The sequence below is a fragment of the Myceligenerans halotolerans genome, assembly GCF_054782975.1.
This window is the reverse complement of sequence record NZ_BAAGRL010000004.1, coordinates 1-21,910: the sequence shown is the minus strand read 5'-3', so window position 1 is coordinate 21,910 and position 21,910 is coordinate 1. Positions and strand designations below refer to the sequence as shown.

The 21,910-nt window shown below is 69.0% G+C and carries 19 protein-coding genes and 1 tRNA gene; 12 read left to right on the top strand and 8 right to left on the bottom strand.

Annotated elements, in window-relative coordinates; genetic code table 11:
- Nucleotides 1-45: 45 nt before the first annotated feature.
- The 4 genes from ACYVK5_RS01000 to ACYVK5_RS00985 form a co-directional block, all read right to left on the bottom strand.
- Entirely contained in the window at nucleotides 46-1,713 is a 1,668-nt protein-coding gene (locus ACYVK5_RS01000; protein ID WP_460701426.1) for a beta-1,3-glucanase family protein, read from the bottom strand.
- Nucleotides 1,714-1,893: 180 nt separating this feature from the next.
- On the bottom strand, nucleotides 1,894-2,847 hold the full coding sequence (locus tag ACYVK5_RS00995; protein WP_460701425.1) for an FAD-dependent oxidoreductase: 954 nt from the start codon (nucleotides 2,845-2,847) through the stop codon (nucleotides 1,894-1,896).
- 492 nt (nucleotides 2,848-3,339) lie between these two features.
- On the bottom strand, nucleotides 3,340-4,017 hold the full coding sequence (locus ACYVK5_RS00990; protein WP_460701424.1) for an HAD family hydrolase: 678 nt from the start codon (nucleotides 4,015-4,017) through the stop codon (nucleotides 3,340-3,342).
- Nucleotides 4,014-4,862 carry a GntR family transcriptional regulator gene (locus ACYVK5_RS00985; protein WP_460701423.1) on the bottom strand — a complete coding sequence of 283 codons (849 nt, stop codon included), beginning with the start codon at nucleotides 4,860-4,862 and terminating at the stop codon, nucleotides 4,014-4,016. The genes ACYVK5_RS00990 and ACYVK5_RS00985 overlap by 4 nt, the downstream gene beginning before the upstream one ends.
- Before the next feature lie 451 nt (nucleotides 4,863-5,313).
- Here ACYVK5_RS00985 and ACYVK5_RS00980 point away from each other — a divergent pair, with 451 nt between their 5' ends.
- The 12 genes from ACYVK5_RS00980 to ACYVK5_RS00925 all read left to right on the top strand — a co-directional run bounded on the left by ACYVK5_RS00980 (nucleotide 5,314) and on the right by ACYVK5_RS00925 (nucleotide 14,675).
- Nucleotides 5,314-5,520, top strand: coding sequence for a hypothetical protein (locus ACYVK5_RS00980; protein ID WP_460701422.1), 207 nt, complete (start codon nucleotides 5,314-5,316; stop codon nucleotides 5,518-5,520).
- A complete protein-coding gene (locus tag ACYVK5_RS00975) occupies nucleotides 5,520-5,894 on the top strand; it encodes a hypothetical protein (protein WP_460701421.1) in 375 nt (124 codons plus the stop codon). The genes ACYVK5_RS00980 and ACYVK5_RS00975 overlap by 1 nt, the downstream gene beginning before the upstream one ends.
- Nucleotides 5,894-8,092, top strand: a complete 2,199-nt coding sequence (locus tag ACYVK5_RS00970; protein WP_460701420.1) for a hypothetical protein — start codon at nucleotides 5,894-5,896, stop codon at nucleotides 8,090-8,092. The genes ACYVK5_RS00975 and ACYVK5_RS00970 overlap by 1 nt, the downstream gene beginning before the upstream one ends.
- Nucleotides 8,093-8,095: 3 nt before the next feature.
- Nucleotides 8,096-9,286 carry a hypothetical protein gene (locus ACYVK5_RS00965; RefSeq protein ID WP_460701419.1) on the top strand — a complete coding sequence of 397 codons (1,191 nt, stop codon included), beginning with the start codon at nucleotides 8,096-8,098 and terminating at the stop codon, nucleotides 9,284-9,286.
- Nucleotides 9,287-9,288: 2 nt separating this feature from the next.
- Nucleotides 9,289-9,633, top strand: coding sequence for a hypothetical protein (locus ACYVK5_RS00960; protein ID WP_460701418.1), 345 nt, complete (start codon nucleotides 9,289-9,291; stop codon nucleotides 9,631-9,633).
- 208 nt (nucleotides 9,634-9,841) lie between these two features.
- Entirely contained in the window at nucleotides 9,842-9,988 is a 147-nt protein-coding gene (locus tag ACYVK5_RS00955; RefSeq protein WP_460701417.1) for a hypothetical protein, read from the top strand.
- 85 nt (nucleotides 9,989-10,073) lie between these two features.
- The gene (locus ACYVK5_RS00950; protein WP_460701416.1) at nucleotides 10,074-11,087 is read left to right on the top strand and encodes a bifunctional DNA primase/polymerase; all 1,014 of its coding nucleotides are present in this window, start codon (nucleotides 10,074-10,076) and stop codon (nucleotides 11,085-11,087) included.
- 14 nt (nucleotides 11,088-11,101) lie between these two features.
- Nucleotides 11,102-11,389: a hypothetical protein gene (locus ACYVK5_RS00945; RefSeq protein WP_460701415.1), complete on the top strand. Its 288-nt coding sequence runs from the start codon at nucleotides 11,102-11,104 to the stop codon at nucleotides 11,387-11,389.
- Nucleotides 11,386-11,904 (top strand): hypothetical protein, encoded by a 519-nt coding sequence (locus ACYVK5_RS00940; RefSeq protein ID WP_460701414.1) that lies wholly within the window; start codon nucleotides 11,386-11,388, stop codon nucleotides 11,902-11,904. The genes ACYVK5_RS00945 and ACYVK5_RS00940 overlap by 4 nt, the downstream gene beginning before the upstream one ends.
- Nucleotides 11,901-13,061, top strand: a complete 1,161-nt coding sequence (locus ACYVK5_RS00935) for a DUF3631 domain-containing protein (RefSeq protein WP_460701413.1) — start codon at nucleotides 11,901-11,903, stop codon at nucleotides 13,059-13,061. The genes ACYVK5_RS00940 and ACYVK5_RS00935 overlap by 4 nt, the downstream gene beginning before the upstream one ends.
- 262 nt (nucleotides 13,062-13,323) lie before the next feature.
- A complete protein-coding gene (locus ACYVK5_RS00930) occupies nucleotides 13,324-13,569 on the top strand; it encodes a helix-turn-helix transcriptional regulator (protein ID WP_460701412.1) in 246 nt (81 codons plus the stop codon).
- The gene (locus ACYVK5_RS00925) at nucleotides 13,569-14,675 is read left to right on the top strand and encodes a tyrosine-type recombinase/integrase (RefSeq protein WP_460701411.1); all 1,107 of its coding nucleotides are present in this window, start codon (nucleotides 13,569-13,571) and stop codon (nucleotides 14,673-14,675) included. Before ACYVK5_RS00930 ends, ACYVK5_RS00925 begins: the two co-directional genes overlap by 1 nt.
- A gap of 63 nt (nucleotides 14,676-14,738) precedes the next feature.
- Here the strand turns inward: ACYVK5_RS00925 and ACYVK5_RS00920 are convergent.
- From ACYVK5_RS00920 to gyrB, 4 genes are all read right to left on the bottom strand, one after another.
- Nucleotides 14,739-14,812: transfer RNA gene (locus ACYVK5_RS00920), tRNA-Ile, on the bottom strand.
- Nucleotides 14,813-14,994: 182 nt separating this feature from the next.
- Nucleotides 14,995-16,332 (bottom strand): DUF3566 domain-containing protein, encoded by a 1,338-nt coding sequence (locus ACYVK5_RS00915; RefSeq protein ID WP_460701410.1) that lies wholly within the window; start codon nucleotides 16,330-16,332, stop codon nucleotides 14,995-14,997.
- The gene (gene gyrA, locus ACYVK5_RS00910) at nucleotides 16,332-19,001 is read right to left on the bottom strand and encodes a DNA gyrase subunit A (protein ID WP_460701409.1); all 2,670 of its coding nucleotides are present in this window, start codon (nucleotides 18,999-19,001) and stop codon (nucleotides 16,332-16,334) included. Before gyrA ends, ACYVK5_RS00915 begins: the two co-directional genes overlap by 1 nt.
- A 127-nt stretch (nucleotides 19,002-19,128) precedes the next feature.
- On the bottom strand, nucleotides 19,129-21,255 hold the full coding sequence (gyrB, locus tag ACYVK5_RS00905) for a DNA topoisomerase (ATP-hydrolyzing) subunit B (protein ID WP_460701408.1): 2,127 nt from the start codon (nucleotides 21,253-21,255) through the stop codon (nucleotides 19,129-19,131).
- Nucleotides 21,256-21,910: the final 655 nt, after the last annotated feature.

Genomic DNA, 21,910 nt, shown 5'->3' with positions numbered 1-21,910 from the left:
AGGACCCGGCACCAGGCAGCCAGGCCCCGCCACGACCGAATGACCTCAGGCGGAGCCGAAGGTCCAGGACTGCTCCGCGCCACTGCCGCAGGTGCGGATCTCGAGCTTCTGGCCGTCCTGCAACGCGCCGTCGATGACGGCGAGGCACTTGCCCGACTGCGGGTTCACGAGGTGCTGAGCGGCCGCGTCGTACGTCCACTCCTGCGCGCCGGTGCCGTTGCAGGTCCACAGCTGGACCACCGTTCCGTCGGCGGTTCCCCCGCCGGAGACGTCCAGGCACTTCCCGAGCGCGGAGATCGTGCCGCCGGAGCGGGTCCAGGTCTGCGCGGCGTTTCCGCTGCAGTGCACGATCTGGATCGGGTTGCCGTCCGACGGATCTGCCCACGGCACGTCCATGCACATGCCGTTGTCGGCGAGCACCGGCCCGGTTCCTTCCGGCAGGGAGGTGTCGGGCGGCGTGTCGTCGTCCCCGCCGTCCCCGTCGCCACCGATCGGCGTGGCCGCGCCGGCGAAGGGATCGAGCTGCATGAACGCTTCGGTCGGGTTGCCGTCGTGGACGAGGGACTCCTGGTTCTCGACGTCGTCGAAGGCGAAGGCGTACGCCTTGCCGTCGGCCATCTGCTCGTGGATGTACTTCCCGTAGTAGTTCGTCCGCCCGTCCTGGTAGAACGTGTCCGACGACGGACCTGGGTGCACATCGCCGAGGAGCAGGGTCGAGCGGTGGAACCCGGCACACAGTGTGCGTGCGATGGCACCGACGTCGTCGTTCGGCGCGAACAGGTCGCCCGCACAGCCGAAGATCGACTCGGCGGACGGCTTGTTGAAGCTGGTCACGAAGCCGCCCCCGCCGGCGGTGAACGTCATGGTGTCGCCCGAGACGGTCCCGTAGAACCTGGTGTCCGGCGCGAAGCCGTAGGGGACGACCGTCATCGTCCTGGACCGGTAGCGCTCCCACACTTCGTCGACGTACGGGGTGATCACGTCGGGAGAGATCTGACCGGTACCGATCCCGTGACCTGGCGACAGCACGCGGAGGACCGAGCCATCGGGGGCCGTCTGCTTCAGGCCGTTCCAGCCGGGAGTGGAGTCGAGGGCGGACACGACGTTGGAGAAGCCGTCAGGCTTCAGCATCCCGGTGTGGAGGATCTCGCCGTTCGACGTCCGCAGACCCGTCTGGTAGGGCGCGGAGAAGAAGTCGACCTGGGTGCTGTTGATCCAGAGCCCTGAGTCGTTCAGCGTGTACTCGGTCCAGCTGAACATGATGTCCCGGTTGGGGTCGTTCGGGTTCTGCACGGCCGGCTGCACCAGGCGCCCGTCCAGGACGATCTGGAACGTCATCTTGGTGCCGTAGCTGAAGTAGACGCGGCCGGAGAGCTTCGGCATCTGGATCGTCGTCGACTGTCCCTGGGCGGGGCCGGGGATGGAGGCGTCCGGCGCCGGCTCGGGGACGGCACCCGCGTCGGGCCAGGGGTGGAACGTGCCGGAAGTATCCGCATATCCCATGTCGCCGTTGCGCTCACCGAGGACGTAGAGGAAAACCTGATCTCCGCGATCCGAGTTGTTGGTGATGGTGAGCGGGATGGTGTCCGGAACAGCGGCGGCCACCTCCACTTGGGGTCCGGCATCCGGGGCACCATGCGCGGCGGTCGCCCATGGAACGAGCAGGCACGTGACTGCGGCGAGGGTTCCGATCAACTTCCGGGACGATGACATCTGAACCTCCTCGGGTTCGTCGGCAAGTGGGGCTCCGTTGCCCCGCGTGCAGAGGCGCCCTTGCCCGGCACGCCGTCCCACGATAAGTACGCCTTACTGACTTGTCACCCATCCACAGCAAGAATAGGCCCCAGCACCTACTGGATATCCCGTACCCGCAACCGAGTGAACGCAATGCATCTAGCGGAGATTCGACACCAGCTCGGCGACTGCCTCGGCAGTCCCCCACGAAAGCGTGACACCGGCGCCACCGTGGCCGTATGCCGCAATCACCGGTAAGGCGTGGCCAAGAACGCTCTCGATCCGGACAGTCCGTCGGGCCGGTCGTATCCCGGCGGCCGCACCGAGAACCGGTTGGCCAGCCAGTGCAGGGACAAGTCGTTGGGCACGGACGATCATTGCCCGCTGGATGTCAGCCCGAACGGCCGTGTCCCAGGATCCTTCGATCGCGACGCCACCGATGACGACATCGTCCCTGCGCGGGAACACGTAGGTGAGCCCGTCCGGGTTGCTCTCGTCGGTGATCCAGTCCCGGAGTCCGGGGTTCGCCAGGCGCGCGATCTGCCCGCGAACCGGGTACATCGTCGGATCATCGCCGAGAAGCTCGCCGCCGCGGATCCCGGCAGCGATCACCGCTACGTCGGTCGTGTCTCGCAGTTCGGCGAGGTCGGCGATCCGGCAACGGATGAACCTCACACCCAGTTCGCTCGTACGAGCCAGCAACCACGGCAGATACTGCGGGATCATGATGAAGGGGACTGTCGCCAGTACTCCCGAGAGCGCCCCCGGAGGCAATTGGTCCGGCGCCGCCGGAGCGGCATCGGGCAGCAGACGCATCCACGACCTGTCGGGGTTCGGGACGCGTTCGACCACGATCCCTGTACGCAGTTCGACGCTCGCTTCGCGGACCTCGACCATCTGAGTGAACCGCACCAGCGAGCGCTGCAAGAGCTGCTCGACACGCGCAGATCGCTCGCTTCGATAGGGGAACCACAACGCGGCGGATACGGCCGAGACCGTGTCGGCCGTGGCTGCGTCGGCAACCACTGTCACGTGGTGCCCAGCAGACGCGAGCTCGTGAGCGATGGAGAGGCCGACGACGCCTGCCCCGACAACCGTGATGCGAAGGCTCATCCCATCACCCTGATTGCTTGGACCCATCCCCTTATCACCTCGGCCTCTCGCGCTGGCGGTTCGTTCCGGGATCGCCTGATCGTACGACTGGAACCTACGGTTCAGGTGCCAGGGCGGCGATTCGCCCGACGCGGACCCGCACGCTCCCGCCGAACGCACTCAGGTGGGGGTCCGGGGGCGTGCCCCCGGGGCGGGGCGTGGGGGCTCCGCCCCCACAGAACACGACGAGACCGGTATGGCCGCCAGGCCATACCGGTCTCAAGGTCGAGTGGGGATACGAGGACTTGAACCTCGGACCTCATCGTTATCAGTACTGGTTCAGCCTCGCAACAAACGCTCGTTCGCCCAGCTCACGTTGAGCTGGCACTGGATTCTGAGTGCATCGCGTGCATCGGTACGGTGAGATTGCACCCTCGGGGGGCACCGGGGGGGCACAGCTCCAATGCCCCGAGAGGCGCCGAGCTGCCGCACATCAGCGTCGCTGACGCGCTCTCACTCAGGCCACGCCTCGGCGAGTTCCGTCATCGTCGAGATGAGCGCATCAGCACCCGCGTCCGCGAGCTCGTCGCCGCGCTTTGGGTTCTTCGCGTACCCAATCGAGCGCGCTCCGGCTTTGTGGGCCACTTCAACGTCTGACACCGAGTCGCCAATCATCACCGCCGCTTCCGGCGCCGTGCCCAGAATTCGTAGTGCCTTGTCGACGAGGTACGTGTTTGGCTTCATCAGCTCAGGGTGACCCACTGGCCGTCCGACCACATCGCGGACCGGGCCCGCGAGTTGGTGGCGATCGAGATAGGCATGAATAGCCTCGGCGGCATTATTGCTAACAACCACGACGGGGACGCTGTGCCTGCTCAGTGTGGCGATAAATTCGTGCGCTCCGAGCGTCGGAATACACGCCTTTGCCGCCTTCACCTCGGCGGCAATGCACGCTTTCTCAACCTCGGTCAATGCTTCGCGAGTGTGAGCGCCGACCCACCGGATCACGGCGAGATGGTCTGACGTCGTGGCGATTTCTATCGGCGGTTGGATGCCGTGCCGTTCAAGCGCGGCGCGGCAGGCATCCGCGGTTTCGATGTTCGCTGGTTTCGGCATGAGAGGCGTAACAGGGCCGTCGAAGTCGAGGAGTACTGCCTCAGCCGTGACAAGCAGATCGGTCGCCTTGCTCACCGCTCAACCTCCACCGCGACAGTGTTCCAAACACTCTCGAACCACGTCTTCGTTTGGGCGACGAACAGTGAGCCGATCGACTCCGGGTCGCCGTCGTCGGCGTGGTGGAACAGTGTTGCGTCCTTACCCTTGGGGTCGAAGATGCGGATCGTATCGCCGTTCATCTGGACATCGCGCTCTACGACTGGGTAGTAGCCGAAGAATGCTTCAGAGTCGTTGATCAGATACGCCTTGAACAAGGGTGATGAAGCGAAGGACCGCGTCTCGACCTTTACGTTCGGAACGAGGCCGAGTTCGCCGAGTTCGCCGACTGCATCGGCGATTGCGCCAGCATTGCGCGCCCCGATGCCTGCCATGCGAGCGCGCGCACGCGCGCTTTCGTCTTCGTCGCCACTCGTGGCCACGGGCAACCCGTGCGGCTTCGTCATGTCGGCGACAAGCAGACGGATGCGGATCGACTTGGGCTCTAGGCGCCCTGAACGAATCTTGTTCAGCGGCTCGACGAGCACGAAATTCAGGCTCTCGGAGGTGTAGCCGACGAAGTCGATACGGACGTCGTCGACCTCGAAAGCGGCTTCAAGGTGGGGCTGTAGCCCCACAGCCTTCACCGGACGCTCGCGAGCGAACATGCCGCTGCCCTGGCGCGACATCACCAGCCCTTCGTCCTTCAGGAGGCGTAGCGACTGCTGAACCGTCGCACGCGCGACGCCGTAGCGGTCGGCGAGCTCCTTCTGAGTCGGGAGCCTGTCCCCCGGCTCGATCTTTCGCGTGAGGATCGCCGCGCGGAGTGCGGCCGCGACCTGCTGGAACGGGGGGCGAGGGTCGTCCGGGTCGAGTGAGTCCATGCTCCCCACGATACCCGGATATGCACATCCAAGTTAGCCAAGTTCGCCACAGAGGTTGACGTGACTAGCCAGCCTGTGCAACATTCATGTCGGACAGGCTGACTGGTCAACCTAACCAGCCTGGCCATCGATCAAGGGAGGCAAGTCATGTCAGTGGAAGCCGAGCCGACGTTGTCGGACCTGGCCGCGATCGAGGACGAGTGGTCTGTGATCGCGGCTGAGCGGTCGGTCGTCGATGCGGAGTGCCGCATTGCGGCGTTTCCCTCGGAGCTGTCTGTGCGGGCTCACCGTCGTGCGGTGTCCCGTCTGAGTGCCGTTCTGCGTGTGCGCAGGGCGGCGCGTCGTGTTTCTGAGCCGGGCCGCGTGCGTGTGATCGCGCTGCCCGGTGTCCGTTCCCGTTCCCTGGTCGCCGTCCCGACGTCGCCGACCGCTGCCTGAGAGGAAGAAACCCATGGTTGAGATGTCTCTGTTCTTCGTGCTGGTGGTCGCCTCGGTCGCTGGCTTCTACTTCAAGCGTGTGGCAGCCGGTTCGTGGGCGCTGGGCGTGCTGCTCGGTCTGGCACTGGCCGCCACGGCGTGGGGTCCGCAGATCCTTGACGGGTTCCAGTCCGCGCTGAACGCGCTGGTGCAGGCCGTCTCCGGCGTGGCGGGTGCCTGATGGGATCGCCGATTTTCGAGCACGCGGCGGCCGAGTGGTCGCTCATGCGAGCTGAGTTCGACCTGGTCGTGCAGGCCGCCTACGAGGCGGCCGAGGTCGCGACGAACGCGCGGTTTCTGAACCGGCGCGGCATGGCGGCCGGGATCGACTCCTACTCGCTGATGACCGGGCCGTTCGCCCGCGTCGAGGCGTTCGCGTCGGCCGAGCTGGTCGAGCACTTCGAGCGCGTCGGTCGCCCGTCGCTGGAGCGGTTCGAGCGTGAGTGGTTGGCCGCCCGGCAGGGCTGGCCCGACGAGGCCACCGGCGGCGGGGTGCTGCTGCCGTCGTGGCTGGACCAGTGGGAGAACACCACCGCCCCGGGGAGGGCTGCCTGATGAGCAACAGCAATGACAAGCGCCTGCCGGACAACGCGGAGCTTCACGCCCTCGTCTACGGCGGCACCGACACCACCGGCCCCGAGGCTGCGGCGTCGGATGAGGACATGCCCGGCGCGGACGCCCTCGCCGTGGCGCCGGGGGAGGACAACGCCCTGACGGGTGAGGTCATCCCCTCCCCCGCCCCGGCGGCGTCGGACGAGGACGTGGAGGTGCGGGCGCCTCGGGTGATCGAGCAGCGCGACCCGGACCGGCCCCACCAGATCGTCCCCGGCTGGCTGCGGTCCCGGTCGGAGCTGCTGGACACGTGCCGCCACTACGCGGCCCGCGCCGGACACACCGCCGGTTTCCACACCGTGCGCCTGCCTGTTTACGCGGTGCGCCTGGCCGGACGCGCGCCGGTCGGGGCGGGCCGTCTGATCGCCACGGCGTGGCGGTGGGCGGCCGACTCCGAGAACGTCGAGGTGCGCCGCGCGCTGATGGCGTCTGCCGCGACGCCGGAGGCGTATCTGCGCATGGCGCGGGACCGGCGCGCCCAGGTTCGTGGGCGCGGCGTGGTCCTGGCCGCCGGGGCGGGCGCGATCGCCACAGGCGTGATCGTGGTCGCCTCGACCGCCTCCGATCTGGTCCAGGCCGGAACCGCCGTCGTCGTCGTGAGCGTCCTCGGCCTGCTGGGGCGCAAGCGTGACGGGCGGATCGTGGACAACTCCGCCGTAAGCGCGAAGGTCCCCGCGCTGGACCAGAGCCTCATCCGTGAGGCCCTGTCCGTCCTCGGGATCGCCGCCTTGAACCAGGTCAAGACCGACCCGGCCGCCCTGCGGTTCGTCTCGCCCATCGTGCGCGACGGGGCCGGATACCGCGCCGACATCGACCTCCCGCCCGGCGCGACCGCCTCGCAGGTCATGGAGAAGCGCTCCCAGCTCGCGTCTGGTTTGCGCCGGCCGATCGGGTGTGTGTGGCCCGAGGGCGACCCCGACACCCACGAGGGCCGCCTCGTCCTGTACGTGGCCGACCGCTCGTTGAGCCAGTCCAAGCCCGCGCCGTGGCCGCTGGCTAAGACCGGGCGCGTGAACCTGTTCGAGCCCATCCCGGTCGGGGTGGACCAGCGCGGGCGGAAGGTCGAAACCACGCTGATCTACGCCTCGGGCATCGTCGGGGCGATCCCGCGCATGGGCAAGACCTTCACCCTGCGCCTGCTGCTGCTCGCCGCCGCACTGGACCCGCGCGTCGAGCTGCACGTGCACGACCTGCGCGGCGGCGCCGACCTCGCCCCCCTCGGCAAGGTCGCCCACTACTACCGGTCCGGGGACGACCCCGACGACGTCAACGCCCTGCTGGCCGATGCCCGCGCCATGCAGAAGGAGATGATGCGCCGCTACAAGGTCATCCGCACCGACCTCGCCGGAGACCCGCGCTGCCCCGAGGGCAAGGTCACCGACGAACTCGCCTCCGACAAGGCCCTCGGCCTGCACCCGATCCTCGCCGCGTACGACGAGACCCAGGTCATGTTCGAGAACCCCGAGGCAGGCAAGGAACTCCGCGCCATCTTCGAGGACCTCGTCAGGCGCGGCCCCGCCGCCGGGATCATGGTGTGGCTCGCCACCCAGCGCCCGGACGACAAGTCCATCCCCGTAGGCGTCTCCGCCAACGCAGTCCTGCGGTTCTGCCTGAAGGTCATGGGCTGGCGCGAGAACAACATGGTCCTCGGAGACGGCATGTACGCCGCCGGGTACAGCGCGACGACGTTCTCCCGCAAGGACCTCGGAGTCGCGTACATGGTGGGCGAGGGCGACGACCCCGTGATCGTCCGTACCGCCTACATCGACGCGCCCCTCGCCGAGACCATCGCCGACCGGGCCCGGGCCGCCCGCCTCAAGGCCGGGACCCTGACCGGCATGGCCGCAGGGGACGAGCCTGCCGACACCGACCAGTCCACCATCCTGGACCACCTGCTGGCCGTGTGGCCGGGGGACGAGCCCAAGGTCTGGTCCGACGACCTGGCCGACATGCTCGCCGCCGACCGCCCCGCCCTGTACGAGGGCTGGACCGGCCGCAACGTCAACGGCGCCCTCAAGCCCCACGGCATCCGCCCCCGCCAGGTCAACCGCCGCATCGACGGCGGCCAAATCAACAAGCCCGGCATCGCCCGCGACGACATCGTCGCCGAGCTGTCCGGCAACGAGCCCGAGGAGGTCTGAACGATGCACACCACCACGAACAGCCGTCCTCGCCCGGCCCTGGTGGCCGCCGTCGCGGTCGCGGTCGTCTCGACCCTGACCGCCTACCTGGCCATGGTCGCCTTCGGCACCGACGTGCTCCACATGAGCCCCTGGCTCGCCTACGTGTGCACGGGCGTGTTCGAACTGTCCCTCGTCACGGTCGCCCTGCTGGCGCGGGAGGCGGCGCGGGACAACCGGCCCGGCGGCATCCTGCTCACCCTCACCTGGGCACTGTCCGCCACCTCCGGGGTGTTCGCCGCGTGGCACGAGCTGGTCGCCGACGCGCCCCTCGCCGAAACCCTCGGCGCCGCCGCGTTCCGGTTCCTCACCCCGCTCCTGGCCGCCCTGATGTGGCACCTCGCGCTGATCGGGGACCGGCACCTCGCCACCGGCGCCTCCTGGTCCGGAATGCGCGCCACCATGCGCATGCACGCCCTGTTCCTCGCGACCGAGGACCTGTACCGGGTCCAGGCCGACCACACCGGCACGCGGGCCGCCCGCCGCCAGCTCGCCGCCGCCGCACGCCGCCGACGCCGCGCCCGTGCGGTTGCCCTGCGGTCGGTCGCCCCGGCGGACATGCGGGCGCACTGCGCCGCCCACGTGGACGCCGTCAAGGCCCAGGCCGACGCCGACGCGGAACTCGCCGCCCTGCACGTGGCCCACCGTGCCCGCCTCGCTGCCGTCCTGGACGGACACGCCCCGACCGCCACACCCGCGCTGGTGTCCGTGTCGGGCGCGGACACGTACGCGGACAAGGCCGCCGCCGCGATCGAGGCGGAGGTCGCGGACATGACCGCCCCGGCGCCCGCCCTGGTGTCCGCCGCCACCACACGGACACAGCCCCGTGCCACGACCGCCCGTGTCCGTGGCCGCAAGACCCGCACCACCACCCCCGCGCCCAACGGGCAGGCGGCCCGCCGCGCCATCGTGTCCGCCCTGCTGGACGCCAACCCGTCCGCCGACTCCCGCGACGCGATCGAGGCACTTCGCGCCGCCGGACACCAGGTCACCGACCGCACCGCACGCCGCGACTTCGCCACCGTCCGCGACACCCGCCACACGGACACCACCACGGACACCACCGAGGACACGACCACCGACACCACGCCCGCCCACGCGGCCGACACCGGCACGACCACGGCGGACACGCCCGCCCTCGCGGAGGTGAACTGACCATGACCACCCACCCCGACACCACGGCCCTGCTGGGCGACGCGGAGCTTGCCGAGGCCATCGCGACCGCCACCACCAGCCGCACCCTGACTGCCATCCTGCGCCGCCTCGGCCACATCACCTACATGGTCATGCTGGGCGCCCTCGCCGTCGCGCTGCTCGGCCTGGTCGCTGACCTGGACTGGCTCACCGGCCCTGCCGGGACCGCCATCCTGGCCGCCTTCGCCCTCACGTTCGCCGCCGGGGTGCTCGCCGCGATGCTCGACGACGCCCCCGACCCCGACGACCACGACGCGGTCGCCGCCTGGTGGATCACCGGCACCCGCCCCCAGGCATCTCGACGCTAGGGGAGGGCCGGTTAGCGCTAGCCCCGCGACTAGCGGCCAGAACCGCAGAATCACGCGGATGTAGCCCGCTAGGCCCCGCCCGCTACACCCCCTCTCCCGCCCCCTGAACCACCCCGCCCGGGACCGGGCGCCCCACTAGCACTAGCGCCCGGCCCCCAGCTCGGCCCATGCCAAAAACACCCGCAACCCGCCTAAAGGAGAACGTCTGATGAGCCAGCCCGCCACCGGTACCCCGTGCCCCGCCTGCGGCAAGCCGCGACGCAACGGCGAGACCTGGATCCTCCACGCCCGGATCCTCCACAGCCGCGTGCTCGTCCACCCCGGATGCACCACCAAGCCCCTCAAGAACAAGTAGCCCCCGCCCGGTGTCCGGCGGCCGGGCTGCACCCCCGGCCGCCGGACCCGCACCACCGGTCACGACCCACAGGAAGGACCACGCCATGAACCCCACGACCCACGCCGGTAGCTCACTGGCCGACAAGCACCACGCCACCCTCCTGGCCACCGCGCTGGAATACGCCACCAACGGCTGGCACGTGTTCCCCCTGACCCCGGGCACCAAGCGCCCCGCGACCCCGCGCCACACCGCCGCCGACTGCGACCGGACCGACCCGTGGTGCCGGAACGGGCACACCGGCTGGGAACAGCGCGCCACCGATGACCTCGACCGGATCACCCGCGCCTGGTCCACGCGGCCGTTCGGGATCGGGATCGCGACCGGACCCTCTGGCCTGCTCGTCGTGGACACCGACATCGCCAAGCCCGACACCAAGACACCGCAGCACTGGTCCAGCCGTGGCGTCACCACCGGTGAGGCCGTGCTCGCCGACCTCGCCGACCAGGCCGGGACGGTTTTGCCGGCCACCTGGACCGTGACCACCCCCTCCGGCGGCATCCACCGCTACTACCGCCGCCCCGCCACCGAACCAGGCGCCGAGCTGGGCAACTCCGCCGGGCGCCTGGGCTGGCTGATCGACACCCGCGCCCGAGGCGGCTACGTCGTCGCCCCGCCCTCCCTCGCGGGCGGACGCGCCTACGAGGTCACCGACTCGACCGAGGTCGCCGAGCTGCCCGCGTGGATCGCGGAACGCCTGGCGCCGTCGTCTCCCACGCCGCCGACGCCCGGCACGGTCCACATCACGCCCCGCCTGGGCGCGAACGTGCCCCGGTACGTCGCCGCCGCCGTCAACGGCGAGGTCCGCAAGGTCCGCGAGCTGGGCGAGGGCGGCCGGAACCACGGCCTGTTCTGCTCCGCCGTCGCCCTCGGCCAGCTCATCGCCGGAGGCGCCCTACCCGCCCCCGACGCCTACGACGCGCTCCTCTCGGCCGCCTCGGTCCACTTCGGCATCCCCGTAGGCGACCCCGACCACCCGCCGTTCTCCGAGGCCGAGGCCGCCGCCACGATCCGCTCCGGCTTCCGCCGAGGCGCCAACAACCCCCGCACCGCCGCCTGAACAGGAGACCACCGATGAACGCCCCGAAGCCGAGTCAGGAAGCCGCCGTGTTCCTGGCCGAAGCCCTGGCCCGCCACGCCTCCCAGGACGTCCTGGCCGATGCCGCCTGGCTGATGGAACAGCTCGCCGCCATCGACGTGGCCGACCTGCACCGCCGCGCGATCCTCGCTCCCCACTCCCGCGCTCAGGCCATCTACACCGCAGCCCTGACACAGCGCGTCCACGCCGCCCACATGGCCGCCTTCCTCAACCACACCCTGACCCGCGCCCGCCGGACCCACGACGAGGAGACCGACCGATGACCACCCCGAGCCCGCTGGAGCGCGGCGCCAAGGCCGCGTACACCCGCCCCGATGGGTCGATCCCGTGGGAGCGGCGCAAGCCCCGCACCCGCGCCTACTGGCGCTCGGTCGCCGCCCGGGCGCTGGCCGCCGCGCTGGATCGCGGGCAGCTCGCCGAGATCCTGCGTCGTCATGCCCGCTGGAACCTGCCCGACGAGGTGCACTGCCAGGCCGACTGGCAGGCGCGCTGCATCTGCGGCGCTCACATCGCCACCACCCGCAGCGCCCACGCCGCCGACCTCGCCCTGTACGCCCACCAGGCCGCCGCGATCCGTGACCACATCCTCACCCCCGTACCCGTGGTGCGGATCGTGCCCGACGACGACCCCGGCCGGATGTACGGCCAGGGCTACGACGGCGGCTGGGACGACGAGGGCACCGCTGCCGAGGCCGCACGTGTCGCCCGCGAACTCGAGAACCGCCGCCAGCACGAGACCGACGACCAGGCCGACGACGAGGGCGAGGACCAGTCATGACCCACTCCGACCAGCACCCCGCCGCGAACAAGGAGCACACCGTGACCGTCACCGCCACCAGCGCCCCACTGGTCCAGCCCGAACCGCCCGCCGATGGCGCTGCCCTGCTGAACCAGGTGGCCGCCGCGTTCCGCAAGTACGTCATCCTGCCCGACGAGCACGCCCTCACGGGTGTGGTCCTGTGGGCCGCCGCCACCCACGCGGCGCCAGCGTGGGCGCACGCCACGCGCCTGGTGATCCGCGCGCCGGAGAAGCGGTGCGGCAAGTCGAGGCTCTTGCAGATCGTGCAGGCGCTCTCACACCGGCCGCTGATGTCGATCAACGTCTCGCCCTCGGCCATGTACCGGTCGATCGCGGAGGACGAGAACGACCCGCCCACGATCCTGATGGACGAGGCCGACACCGTGTTCGGCCCCAAGGCGGGCGAGAACGAGGACCTGCGCGGCCTGCTGAACGGCGGGTTCGACCGTGAGGGCTACACGCTGCGCTACGACGCCGGCATCCGGAAGGTCGAGCGCCTGTCCACCTTCGCCATGGCGGCCCTGGCGGGCATCGGGGAGATGCCCGACACGATCGAGGACCGCGCCGTCGTCGTCGTGATGCGACGCCGCGCCCCCGGCGAGACCGTCGCCCCGTACCGGGTGCGGCGTGACCGGCCGGGGCTGGACAAGCTGCGCGCGGACCTGGCCCGGTGGATGCGCTCCAAGATGCGTGACCTGGAGCTGGCCACGCCGCCGATGCCGATCGAGGACCGAGCCGCCGACCTGTGGGAACCCCTGATCGCCGTCGCCGACGAGGCCGGGGGTGACTGGCCCGACGCCGCACGCGCCGCCGCCGTCGCGCTGTCCGAGGCGCGGGAGGCGTCGGCGACCAAGTCGATCCAGACCCGCCTGCTCGCGGACTGCCGGGCCGCGTTCGCCGACGCCGACGCCCTGCCCACTGCCGCGCTGGTGGACCGGCTCAAGCTCGACGACGAGGCCCCGTGGCAGACCTACGGCAAGGCCGGGCTGACCCCCCGCCAGCTCGCCGACCTGCTGCGCGAGTTCGGCATCGCCTCGGCGAACATCACCTTCCCCACCGGCCGCGCCAAGGGCTACCACCGCGGCGCGTTCACCGACGCCTGGAACCGGTACTGCCCGCCCATCCCCACCGACTGACCCCGCCCCGGTCAGGGGGAGGTGCCGTACCTGCCGTACGCGCCGTACACCCCGACCAAACCCGCAGGTCACACCCGGTTTCCTGGCGTACGGCACGCGGTACCGCGATCCGTACACGTGCCGTACGCCAACCCCGGTGCCGTACACGCCGTACACCTGCCGTACACCCCAAAAATCTGCCGCCACCTGCACGAACGCGCCCGCTGTACGGCGCGTACGGCAGGTACGCCACCCCCGCCCGCACGTGCAAGGAGACACCGCCATGAGCACGCCGACCGACATCCGCACCGCGCGGAACCGCCGGACCGACGACACCAAGAACGGAGCTGCCATGCCCGACGAGTACCTGACTACCGAGGAGGTCGCCGCGTGGCTCAAGGTCGCCGCCTCGACTGTCTGCCGCTGGCGCCTCGCCCGCAAGGGACCCCGTGTTACCTGGCTGACCCCCTCAATCCCGCGATACCGCCGCTCCGACCTGCTGGCCTGGCTGGAAGAGGTGGCTGCCTGATGAGCATCGTCAAGCATGGCAAGCGCTGGCGCGCGAAGTTGAAGAACGGTCGCATCGATGTCGATTCTCAGGTGTTCGACACCAAGACCGAAGCGCAGGAATGGCTCCGCCGGGAGCAGGCCGCCCTGCGCGGCGGTGTCGACCCGAGAGCGGGAAAGGAACCCGTGAAGTCGGCGCTCGAACGCTGGATCGTGACCCGGAAGACGACGGTCGCATCGACGACGTACGAGTCGGACAAGAACATGATCCGACTCATGCCGACGAGCATGAAGAATGTGCGCCTGTCGGCCGTCTCGGATCGCGAGGTCGCACGCGCCTTCGAGAAGCTGCTCGCGAGCGGCCTCAAGGAGTCGTCGGTCAAGCGGTTCCGCGCGAGCCTGTCCCCGTTCTTCTCCTGGTGCGTCCGGGAGAAGCTGATCCGCGCGAATCCCGTCACCGGCGTGAAGGTGCCCAAGGGCTCGGAGGAGGTCGAAGAGATGGACCCGTTCGAGGAGGGCGAGCTGGAGGCCGCCTACCTGGCTTGGAAGGCGAAGGACGAACGCCTCGCGAACATCCTGCTCGTGATGGCGTGGACGGGGCTGCGCTGGGGTGAGGCTCGCGTGATGCAGGTCGCCGACTTCGTCGAGGTGCCCACGCCGGGTCTGATGGTCCGCCGGAGCCAGTCCGAAGGGCACCCGCTCAAGGCCACCAAGAGCCGCCGGAGCCGCCGGGTACCCCTGGCGAACCGGGTGCTGCTGATCGTCCGCGACCTCGCGGAGGGCAAGGGGCCGTACGACCTGCTGTTCACGCCGGCGGGCGGCGGTCAGCTCTGGCGAGCACACACGCTCCGCATGCTGTCGTGGTCGAAGAAGGACGACGCCGGGATCGACATCGGTACCGGCCGAGGCCGACGACTGCACGACCTGCGCCACACTGCCGCGTGCCTCTGGCTCACACGCGGCGTGGAGCCGGGAACGGTGCAGGCATGGTGCGGGCACGAGTCGATCGCGACGACGAACAGGTACCTGCACTTCCTCGGAACGAGCGCCGACCGGGCGGGCCTGAACCGCCTCAATGACGACCCGGGGGGCACCCGGGGGGCACGAGACACGGGAACCGACGACTGAGGAACGAGAAACCCCGCCTGAATCCGGTGTATAACACCTGGTCAGGCGGGGTTTTTCTGTGGGTGGGGATACGAGGACTTGAACCTCGGACCTCATCGTTATCAGCGATGCGCTCTAACCGCCTGAGCTATATCCCCGAGCCTGCCGCAGGAGACCCGTCCGACCGGACAGGCGCTCTCTGGCAGCACCCAGACATTACCCCAGCGAGCGGCTCTGCCCCAAACCGAAATCGTGGATCCGGCCAACTTGCTGGTGTGAGATACGCCGGGACGAGGAGCGGCGTCCCTCGTCGCACGAGGGACGCCACCGATCTCGTCGCTCAGTCGTCGGTGAGCGTCATGTGCACGCCGCCCACCAAGGCCGCCGTGATGTTGTACAGGAACGTCATGATCGTGGCCAGCGCCGTGAGCAGGACGACGTTGCAGATGGCGACGAGCGTGGAGAGTGAGACGACCCGCTCGAACTCGACGTACTGCATGACGTTGAAGTTCGTCTCCTCGCCGATGGCGTCGGTCACGAACGTCTGGACGTTGTCGAACACCCCGAGGCTGTCGATCACGGACCAGAACACCACGGTCGCGACGACGGTCATGATCGCGATCGCGACGGACAGCAGGAACGCCAGCTTCATGACCGACCACGGGTCGATCCGTGAGATCGCCAGGCGCACCCGGCGCGGACCCGCGCTCGGACGCGACGCCACGCCGGGTGCCGGCCCCGGCGTCGTGTCGCCGTCCGGCCGGCCGGTCGAGCCGACCGGAACCGTCTCCTCGACGGGCACGGACGCCGTGCCCCGCACTGCCCCGGCGGCGTAGTGCATCTCCGGGGGAGTCGGTGGGGCGGGCTGCGGATCCGTCTCCGCCGCAGGAGCCTCGGGCATCGCCGAGGAGACCTTCCTCGCCGCGTTCCGGGCGGCCGCCAGCGCCGCTTGCGCCGCCTTGACCGCACCTTGCTTCACGGATGCCGCCATGTCCTCGCCGTCGCCGCTCTGTCCCGTGGCCTCGTTCGCCGTCGCGGCCTTCGGCTCCGCCGTCGGCACCTCGCGGGCATTCGGGGCCGACACACGCTGCCACGCCTCGCCGGGCGGGCTCGGCGGCAGGGCCTCGCGGGTGACCACCCGGGGCTTGGTCGTGTCCTCGATGTCGTCGGGTTCGGGCTTCGCCGACGCGGCCGCGTTGTCGATGGCCGAGCCGAGGGACGACGCCGGACTTTCCGGCGCGCCGTTCGACCCCGCGGCAGAATCCGCCGTGTAACGGGACGAGGAAGCGCCCGTACCGGCCTCGTAGGCCGAACGCCAGAAGCCACCGGGGTCCGGCCTGGGCTCCGCTTCCGGCCGTGCCGAAGCGGGTGCGCTCCCAGAGGCTTCTGCCGCCGGAGCCTCAGCCGGCGCGTCCGGAGCCTCCGGCTCCGCCTTCGCCGCGATCCTCTCGGTCACCGTTCCCCCTGAGGGCTCCTCGACGGCATCCTGACGGTTCACGACCGTCTCCGCCGCCTTCGCGTCGTCCTGGCCGTTCTCGGTCGACGCCGGGTCCGTGACGGCGCCCGACGATCCGGAATCCGGCGAGGCGCCCTCCCGGACATGGGTCTTCTCAAGTTCGTCGTCGAGCTTCGTCGTCGCCGATCCGGTGCCCTGTCCGGTGTCGTTGCCGCTTGTCATCAGCTGTCCTCGCGTCCGGTGCTCTCTTGCTCTGGGGTGCTCGAAACGTCGTCGGGGCCAGGTACCTCACCGTCCACGGTAACGCCGTCCGCACCCACCTCGCCGCTCGGCGGCCCGTCAGGGCCGTCCTCCGGCTCGGCTTCCTCCTGCTCGAGGTTGCGCTCCGCGTTACGCGCCACGGCGATGATCCGATCGCCCTTGTCCGGTTTCGCGAAGGTTACTCCCTGCGTGTTCCTACCGGTCAGGTTCACCTCGGCAACGGCGGACCGGACGATCTTGCCACGCTCCATGACGACGAGGACCTCGTCATCCGCATCTGTGACCAGTGCCCCCACAAGGTCTCCGCGTGCCTCGACCAGGTTCGCCACCTTGATGCCCAGACCGCCACGACCTTGCACGCGGTACTCGTCGATGCGGGTCCGCTTGGCGAAGCCACCCTCGGTCACCACGAACAGGTCGGTCCCCGGTGTGACCACCTGCGCCGCGAGCAGTTCGTCGTCGTCCCGGAACTTCATGCCCGTCACGCCCGACGTCGCTCGGCCGAGCGGCCGGATCATGTCGTCGGAGGCATTGAACCGGATCGACTGGCCCTTGCGCGAGACGAGGATGAGGTCGTCGTCCGCGTTGACCAACCGCGCGGCGACGAGTTCGTCCGGGCGGCCTTCCTCGTCCTCACGCAGGTTGATCGCGATGAGGCCGCCGGACCGCGGCGAGTTGTACTCCTCGAGGCGGGTCTTCTTGACGATGCCTCGTCGCGTGGCCAGGACCAGATAGTCCGCCGCGGTGTAGTCGGGGATGTCCAGCACCTGCGCGATGTGCTCACCCGGCTGGAACGCCATGAGATTGGCGACGTGCTGGCCCTTCGAGTCCCGGCCGCCCTCGGGCAGCTCATAACCTTTTGCCCGGTAGACGCGACCCAGGTTGGTGAAGAAGAGCAGCCAGTGGTGTGTCGTCGTGACGAAGAAGTGGTCGACGATGTCGTCCTCGCGCAGCTGCGTCCCTCGCACGCCCTTGCCGCCCCGCTTCTGCTGGCGGTAGTTGTCGCTGCGCGTCCGCTTGGCATATCCGCCGCGCGTGATCGTGACGACCATCTCCTCCTCGGGGATCAGGTCCTCGACGGACATGTCCCCGAGATGCGGGAGGATCATGGTGCGGCGCTCGTCGCCGTACCGCCCGACGATCTCGTCCAGTTCCTCGCCGACGATCGAGCGCTGCCGCTCGGGCCGGGCGAGGATGTCGCGGTAGTCGGTGATCAGCGCCTCGAGTTTCGCGTACTCGTCGAGGATCTTCTGCCGTTCGAGCGCAGCGAGCCGGCGCAGCTGCATCGCGAGGATGGCATTCGCCTGGACCTCGTCCACGCTGAGCAGTGACATCAGCCCGCTGCGCGCCTGGTCCACGTCGGGGGAGCGGCGGATGAGAGCGATGACGTCGTCGAGCGCGTCGAGCGCCTTGAGGTAGCCCACGTAGATGTGGATCTGGTCCTCGGCCTCCCTGAGGAGGAACGCGGTGCGCCGACGGACGACCTCGATCTGGTGGGTGACCCAGTGCCGGATGAACGCGTCCAGACTGAGCGTTCGCGGGACCTCGTCGACCAGCGCGAGCATGTTCGCGCTGAAGTTCTCCTGCAGCTGCGTGTGCTTGTACAGGTTGTTCAGGACGACCTTGGCGACCGCGTCACGCTTGAGCACGATGACGAGCCGCTGGCCGGTCCGGCCCGACGTCTCGTCACGGATGTCGGCGATGCCCTGGATCCGCCCCTCGTTGACCATGTCCGCGATCTTCGCGGCCAGGTTGTCGGGGTTCACCATGTACGGCAGTTCGGTGATGACCAGGCAGATCCGGTTCTGGATCTCCTCGACGTTCACCACGGCGCGCATGGTGATCGACCCGCGGCCCGTGCGGTACGCCTCCTCGATCCCCTTGCTACCCAGGATCTGGGCGCCGCTCGGGAAGTCCGGCCCCTTGATGCGCTGCATCAGCGCCTCGAGCAGTTCCTCGCGGGAGGCGTCCGGGTTGTCGAGGTACCACTTGGCTCCGTCGGCCACTTCGCGCAGGTTGTGCGGCGGGATGTTCGTGGCCATACCGACGGCGATTCCGGCGGAACCGTTGACCAGCAGGTTCGGGAAGCGCGACGGCAGGACGGTCGGCTCCCGCGTGCGGCCGTCGTAGTTGTCCTGGAAGTCGACGGTGTCCTTCTCGATGTCGCGCACCATCTCGAGCGCGAGCGGTGCCATGCGGCACTCGGTGTAACGAGGCGCGGCCGCGGGGTCGTTGCCGGGGGAGCCGAAGTTTCCCTGGCCGGCGACCAGCGGATAACGCAGCACCCAGTCCTGCACGAGGCGGACCAGGGTGTCGTAGATCGCGGTGTCACCGTGGGGGTGGTACTTACCCATCACGTCGCCCACGACACGCGAGCACTTGCTGAACGAACGATCCGGCCGGTAGCCGCCGTCGTACATCGCGTACAGCACGCGGCGGTGCACGGGCTTGAGGCCGTCCCGCACGTCGGGCAGGGCTCGTCCCACGATCACGCTCATCGCGTAGTCCAGGTAACTGCGCTGCATCTCGAGCTGCAGGTCCACCTGTTCCACACGGCCGTGGTGCACGGCCAACGCAGCGTCACCGACGCCGTCGGGGAGGTCCTCCACGCCGGGGGTCTCGTCCGTCACGTCTCTTCCTTCCCACGCCGTCCGACGGCGTGCTGTCGTCTCCCCGGCACCTCGTCACGCGGTGCCGGGCCGCGCTCACTCCGCACGATGCCGTTCTGGCGCCATCGTGCGGGGATCGCGGAATCGCTCAGATGTCGAGGAACCGCACGTCCTTGGCATTGCGCTGGATGAAGCTCCGGCGCGATTCGACGTCCTCACCCATCAGGATCGCGAAGATCTCGTCCGCCGCGGCGGCGTCGTCCATCGTCACCTGGAGCAGGGTCCGGTGCTCGGGATCCATCGTGGTGTCCCACAGCTCGTGGTAGTCCATCTCGCCCAGGCCCTTGTAGCGCTGGATCCCGTTCTCCTTCGGGATGCGCCTGCCCTGCGCTATGCCGGCCTCCAGGAACGCGTCGCGCTCCCGGTCGGAGTAGACGTAGTCGTGCGGTGCGTTCGACCACTTCAACCGGTACAGCGGCGGCTGCGCCAGGTACACGTGACCGTGCTCGATGAGCGGACGCATGTACCGGAACAGCAGCGTGAGCAGCAGGGTGCAGATGTGCTGGCCGTCGACATCGGCATCGGCCATCAGCACGATCTTGTGATAGCGCAGCTTGGCGATGTCGAAGTCCTCGCCGATGCCGGTGCCGAACGCCGTGATCAGCGCCTGCACCTCCTGGTTCGAGAGAGCCTTGTCCAACCGCGCGCGCTCGACATTGAGGATCTTGCCGCGGATGGGGAGGATCGCCTGGTTGTGCGGGTTGCGCCCGCGCACCGCCGAGCCGCCTGCCGAGTCTCCCTCGACGACGTAGACCTCGCACTCCTCCGGGCGGCGTGACTGGCAGTCCTTCAGCTTTCCGGGCATGCCACCGCTGCTCAGGATCCCCTTGCGACGCGTCGCCTCGCGCGCCTTGCGCGCCGCGATCCGTGCCTGGCTCGCCTGGAGCGCCTTGCGGATGATGTCCTTCGCCTCGTTCGGGTGCGCGTCGAACCAGTCGGTGAGCTGCTCACGGACCACGCGCTGGACGAAGGTCTTGGCCTCGGTGTTCCCGAGCTTCGCCTTGGTCTGCCCCTCGAACTGCGGCTCGCTCAGCTTCATGGAGATGACGGCCGTGAGGCCCTCGCGGATGTCGTCGCCCGTGAGGTTGTCGTCCTTCTCCTTCAGGATGGCCTTGTCGCGCGCGTAGGTGTTGACCAGGCTGGTCAGCGCGGTGCGGAAGCCTTCCTCGTGGGTGCCGCCCTCCGGCGTGGAGATCATGTTGGCGAAGGTGTGCACCGACTCGCTGTACGCGCTCGTCCACTGCATCGCGACCTCGGCCGCGATGTTCTTCCCCTCGTCCTCCGCTTCGAAGGACACGACCTGGGGGTGGACCAGGTCGACCTTCTTCGCCGAGTTGATGTGCGCCACGTAGTCGACGAGACCGCCGTCGTACCTGTAGGTGACCGTCCGGGCGCCAGGCGTGCTCGGCGACGCGCCAGGACCGCTCGGCGCACCGGACCCGTCGTCGGCGGGGGCCGAGTCGGCGTCCGTCGTGGTGATCGTGCCGGCGACATCTCCGTCGGTGAGCATCTCCGTGGTCACCTGAGGGATCTGGCCGGTGACCTCGTCCTCGTTCCCGGCGTGGCCGGCGCGCTCGTCGGTCAGCGTGATCTCGAGACCCTTGTTGAGGAACGCCGTCTGCTGGAAGCGCGTCCGCAGGGTTTCGAAGTCGTACTCCGTCGTCTCGAAGATCGAGTCGTCGGCCCAGAACGTCTGGGTGGTACCGGTGTGCTCGCCGTCGGCCATCGGCTCGAGCTTCTGCACCCCGCTGATCGGTTCACCGCCGTCGCGGTACTCCTGCTTCCAGTGGTAGCCGTCGCGGACGACCTCCGAGACGAAGCGAGTGCTCAGGGCGTTGACCACGGACATGCCGACACCGTGCAGGCCGCCGGAGACCGCGTATCCGCCGCCGCCGAACTTGCCGCCGGCGTGCAGGATCGTCATGACGACCTCGAGGGTCGGCTTGCCCTCGGTGGGATGCATCGCCACGGGGATGCCACGGCCGTCGTCGATCACGCGCACGCCGCCGTCGGCCATCAGCGTGACGTCGATGGTGGTCGCGTGCCCTGCGAGGGCCTCGTCGACAGCGTTGTCCACAATTTCGTAGACCAGGTGGTGGAGCCCTCGCTCACCGGTTGAGCCGATATACATGCCCGGTCGCTTACGAACGGCCTCGAGACCTTCCAGGACTGTAATGTTCCCGGCGTCGTAGCCGCCGTCGATTCGCTCTGTCACGGGCGGGGTAGCTCCTCGTCTTTCAGGCGCACGCCGGGTTGGAGGAGTGGTCCTGACCCGGCGTGATTGTCCCTGTCAGTCTACCGCCAGGACGCCGAAAACCGCGGATTCCACGCCGCTTGTGAGCAACCTCCACAGGGTCTTCGAGCGGGGGAATACGCGTGGTCGCCAGACCACGACAGGTCCGGCGAGTACCCAGCGGGTCAAATCGGGTCGTTGATACCCGAAGGTGATTGATTGGATGCGTGGGCAAGGCCTGCGATCTGGCACATGCGACATATGGGATAGAGGAGATTATGGGAGTCGCGCGCTTGCCGAGGCCATCGGCAAGCCTCGTCGCGACCGCCGAAGAGGTCGGGTTCCTCCAGCGGCGCTGCGTGGCCGACTGCGAACGGCCGATTCTCCTCGGTATCGATCTCCTGGGCATCTGTACCCATGTGCACCATGGATCGGTCCCGCTACGGTCACCAAACAATCGGCCCCTGGGAACTATTTCGCTTTTTGACGGCTTTCTGGTCTAATCCGACATGCCCCCAGCACCCCCCAGCGTCATGTTCACCTCTTCGAAGGATGACACCGTGAAGAAGTTCCTCGCAGGGCTTCGGCAAAGTCGTGGCTATAGGAGCGGTGTGAGGGGTGTCTTTGCTGTTGAGAC

Coding starts and splice junctions, on each gene's coding strand:
- ACYVK5_RS01000 (WP_460701426.1), bottom strand. CDS start 1,713: ATGTCATCGTCCCGGAAGTTGATCGGAACCCTCGCCGCAGTCACGTGC.
- ACYVK5_RS00995 (WP_460701425.1), bottom strand. CDS start 2,847: ATGAGCCTTCGCATCACGGTTGTCGGGGCAGGCGTCGTCGGCCTCTCC.
- ACYVK5_RS00985 (WP_460701423.1), bottom strand. CDS start 4,862: ATGGACTCACTCGACCCGGACGACCCTCGCCCCCCGTTCCAGCAGGTC.
- ACYVK5_RS00980 (WP_460701422.1), top strand. CDS start 5,314: ATGGTTGAGATGTCTCTGTTCTTCGTGCTGGTGGTCGCCTCGGTCGCT.
- ACYVK5_RS00975 (WP_460701421.1), top strand. CDS start 5,520: ATGGGATCGCCGATTTTCGAGCACGCGGCGGCCGAGTGGTCGCTCATG.
- ACYVK5_RS00970 (WP_460701420.1), top strand. CDS start 5,894: ATGAGCAACAGCAATGACAAGCGCCTGCCGGACAACGCGGAGCTTCAC.
- ACYVK5_RS00965 (WP_460701419.1), top strand. CDS start 8,096: ATGCACACCACCACGAACAGCCGTCCTCGCCCGGCCCTGGTGGCCGCC.
- ACYVK5_RS00960 (WP_460701418.1), top strand. CDS start 9,289: ATGACCACCCACCCCGACACCACGGCCCTGCTGGGCGACGCGGAGCTT.
- ACYVK5_RS00955 (WP_460701417.1), top strand. CDS start 9,842: ATGAGCCAGCCCGCCACCGGTACCCCGTGCCCCGCCTGCGGCAAGCCG.
- ACYVK5_RS00950 (WP_460701416.1), top strand. CDS start 10,074: ATGAACCCCACGACCCACGCCGGTAGCTCACTGGCCGACAAGCACCAC.
- ACYVK5_RS00945 (WP_460701415.1), top strand. CDS start 11,102: ATGAACGCCCCGAAGCCGAGTCAGGAAGCCGCCGTGTTCCTGGCCGAA.
- ACYVK5_RS00940 (WP_460701414.1), top strand. CDS start 11,386: ATGACCACCCCGAGCCCGCTGGAGCGCGGCGCCAAGGCCGCGTACACC.
- ACYVK5_RS00935 (WP_460701413.1), top strand. CDS start 11,901: ATGACCCACTCCGACCAGCACCCCGCCGCGAACAAGGAGCACACCGTG.
- ACYVK5_RS00930 (WP_460701412.1), top strand. CDS start 13,324: ATGAGCACGCCGACCGACATCCGCACCGCGCGGAACCGCCGGACCGAC.
- ACYVK5_RS00925 (WP_460701411.1), top strand. CDS start 13,569: ATGAGCATCGTCAAGCATGGCAAGCGCTGGCGCGCGAAGTTGAAGAAC.
- ACYVK5_RS00915 (WP_460701410.1), bottom strand. CDS start 16,332: ATGACAAGCGGCAACGACACCGGACAGGGCACCGGATCGGCGACGACG.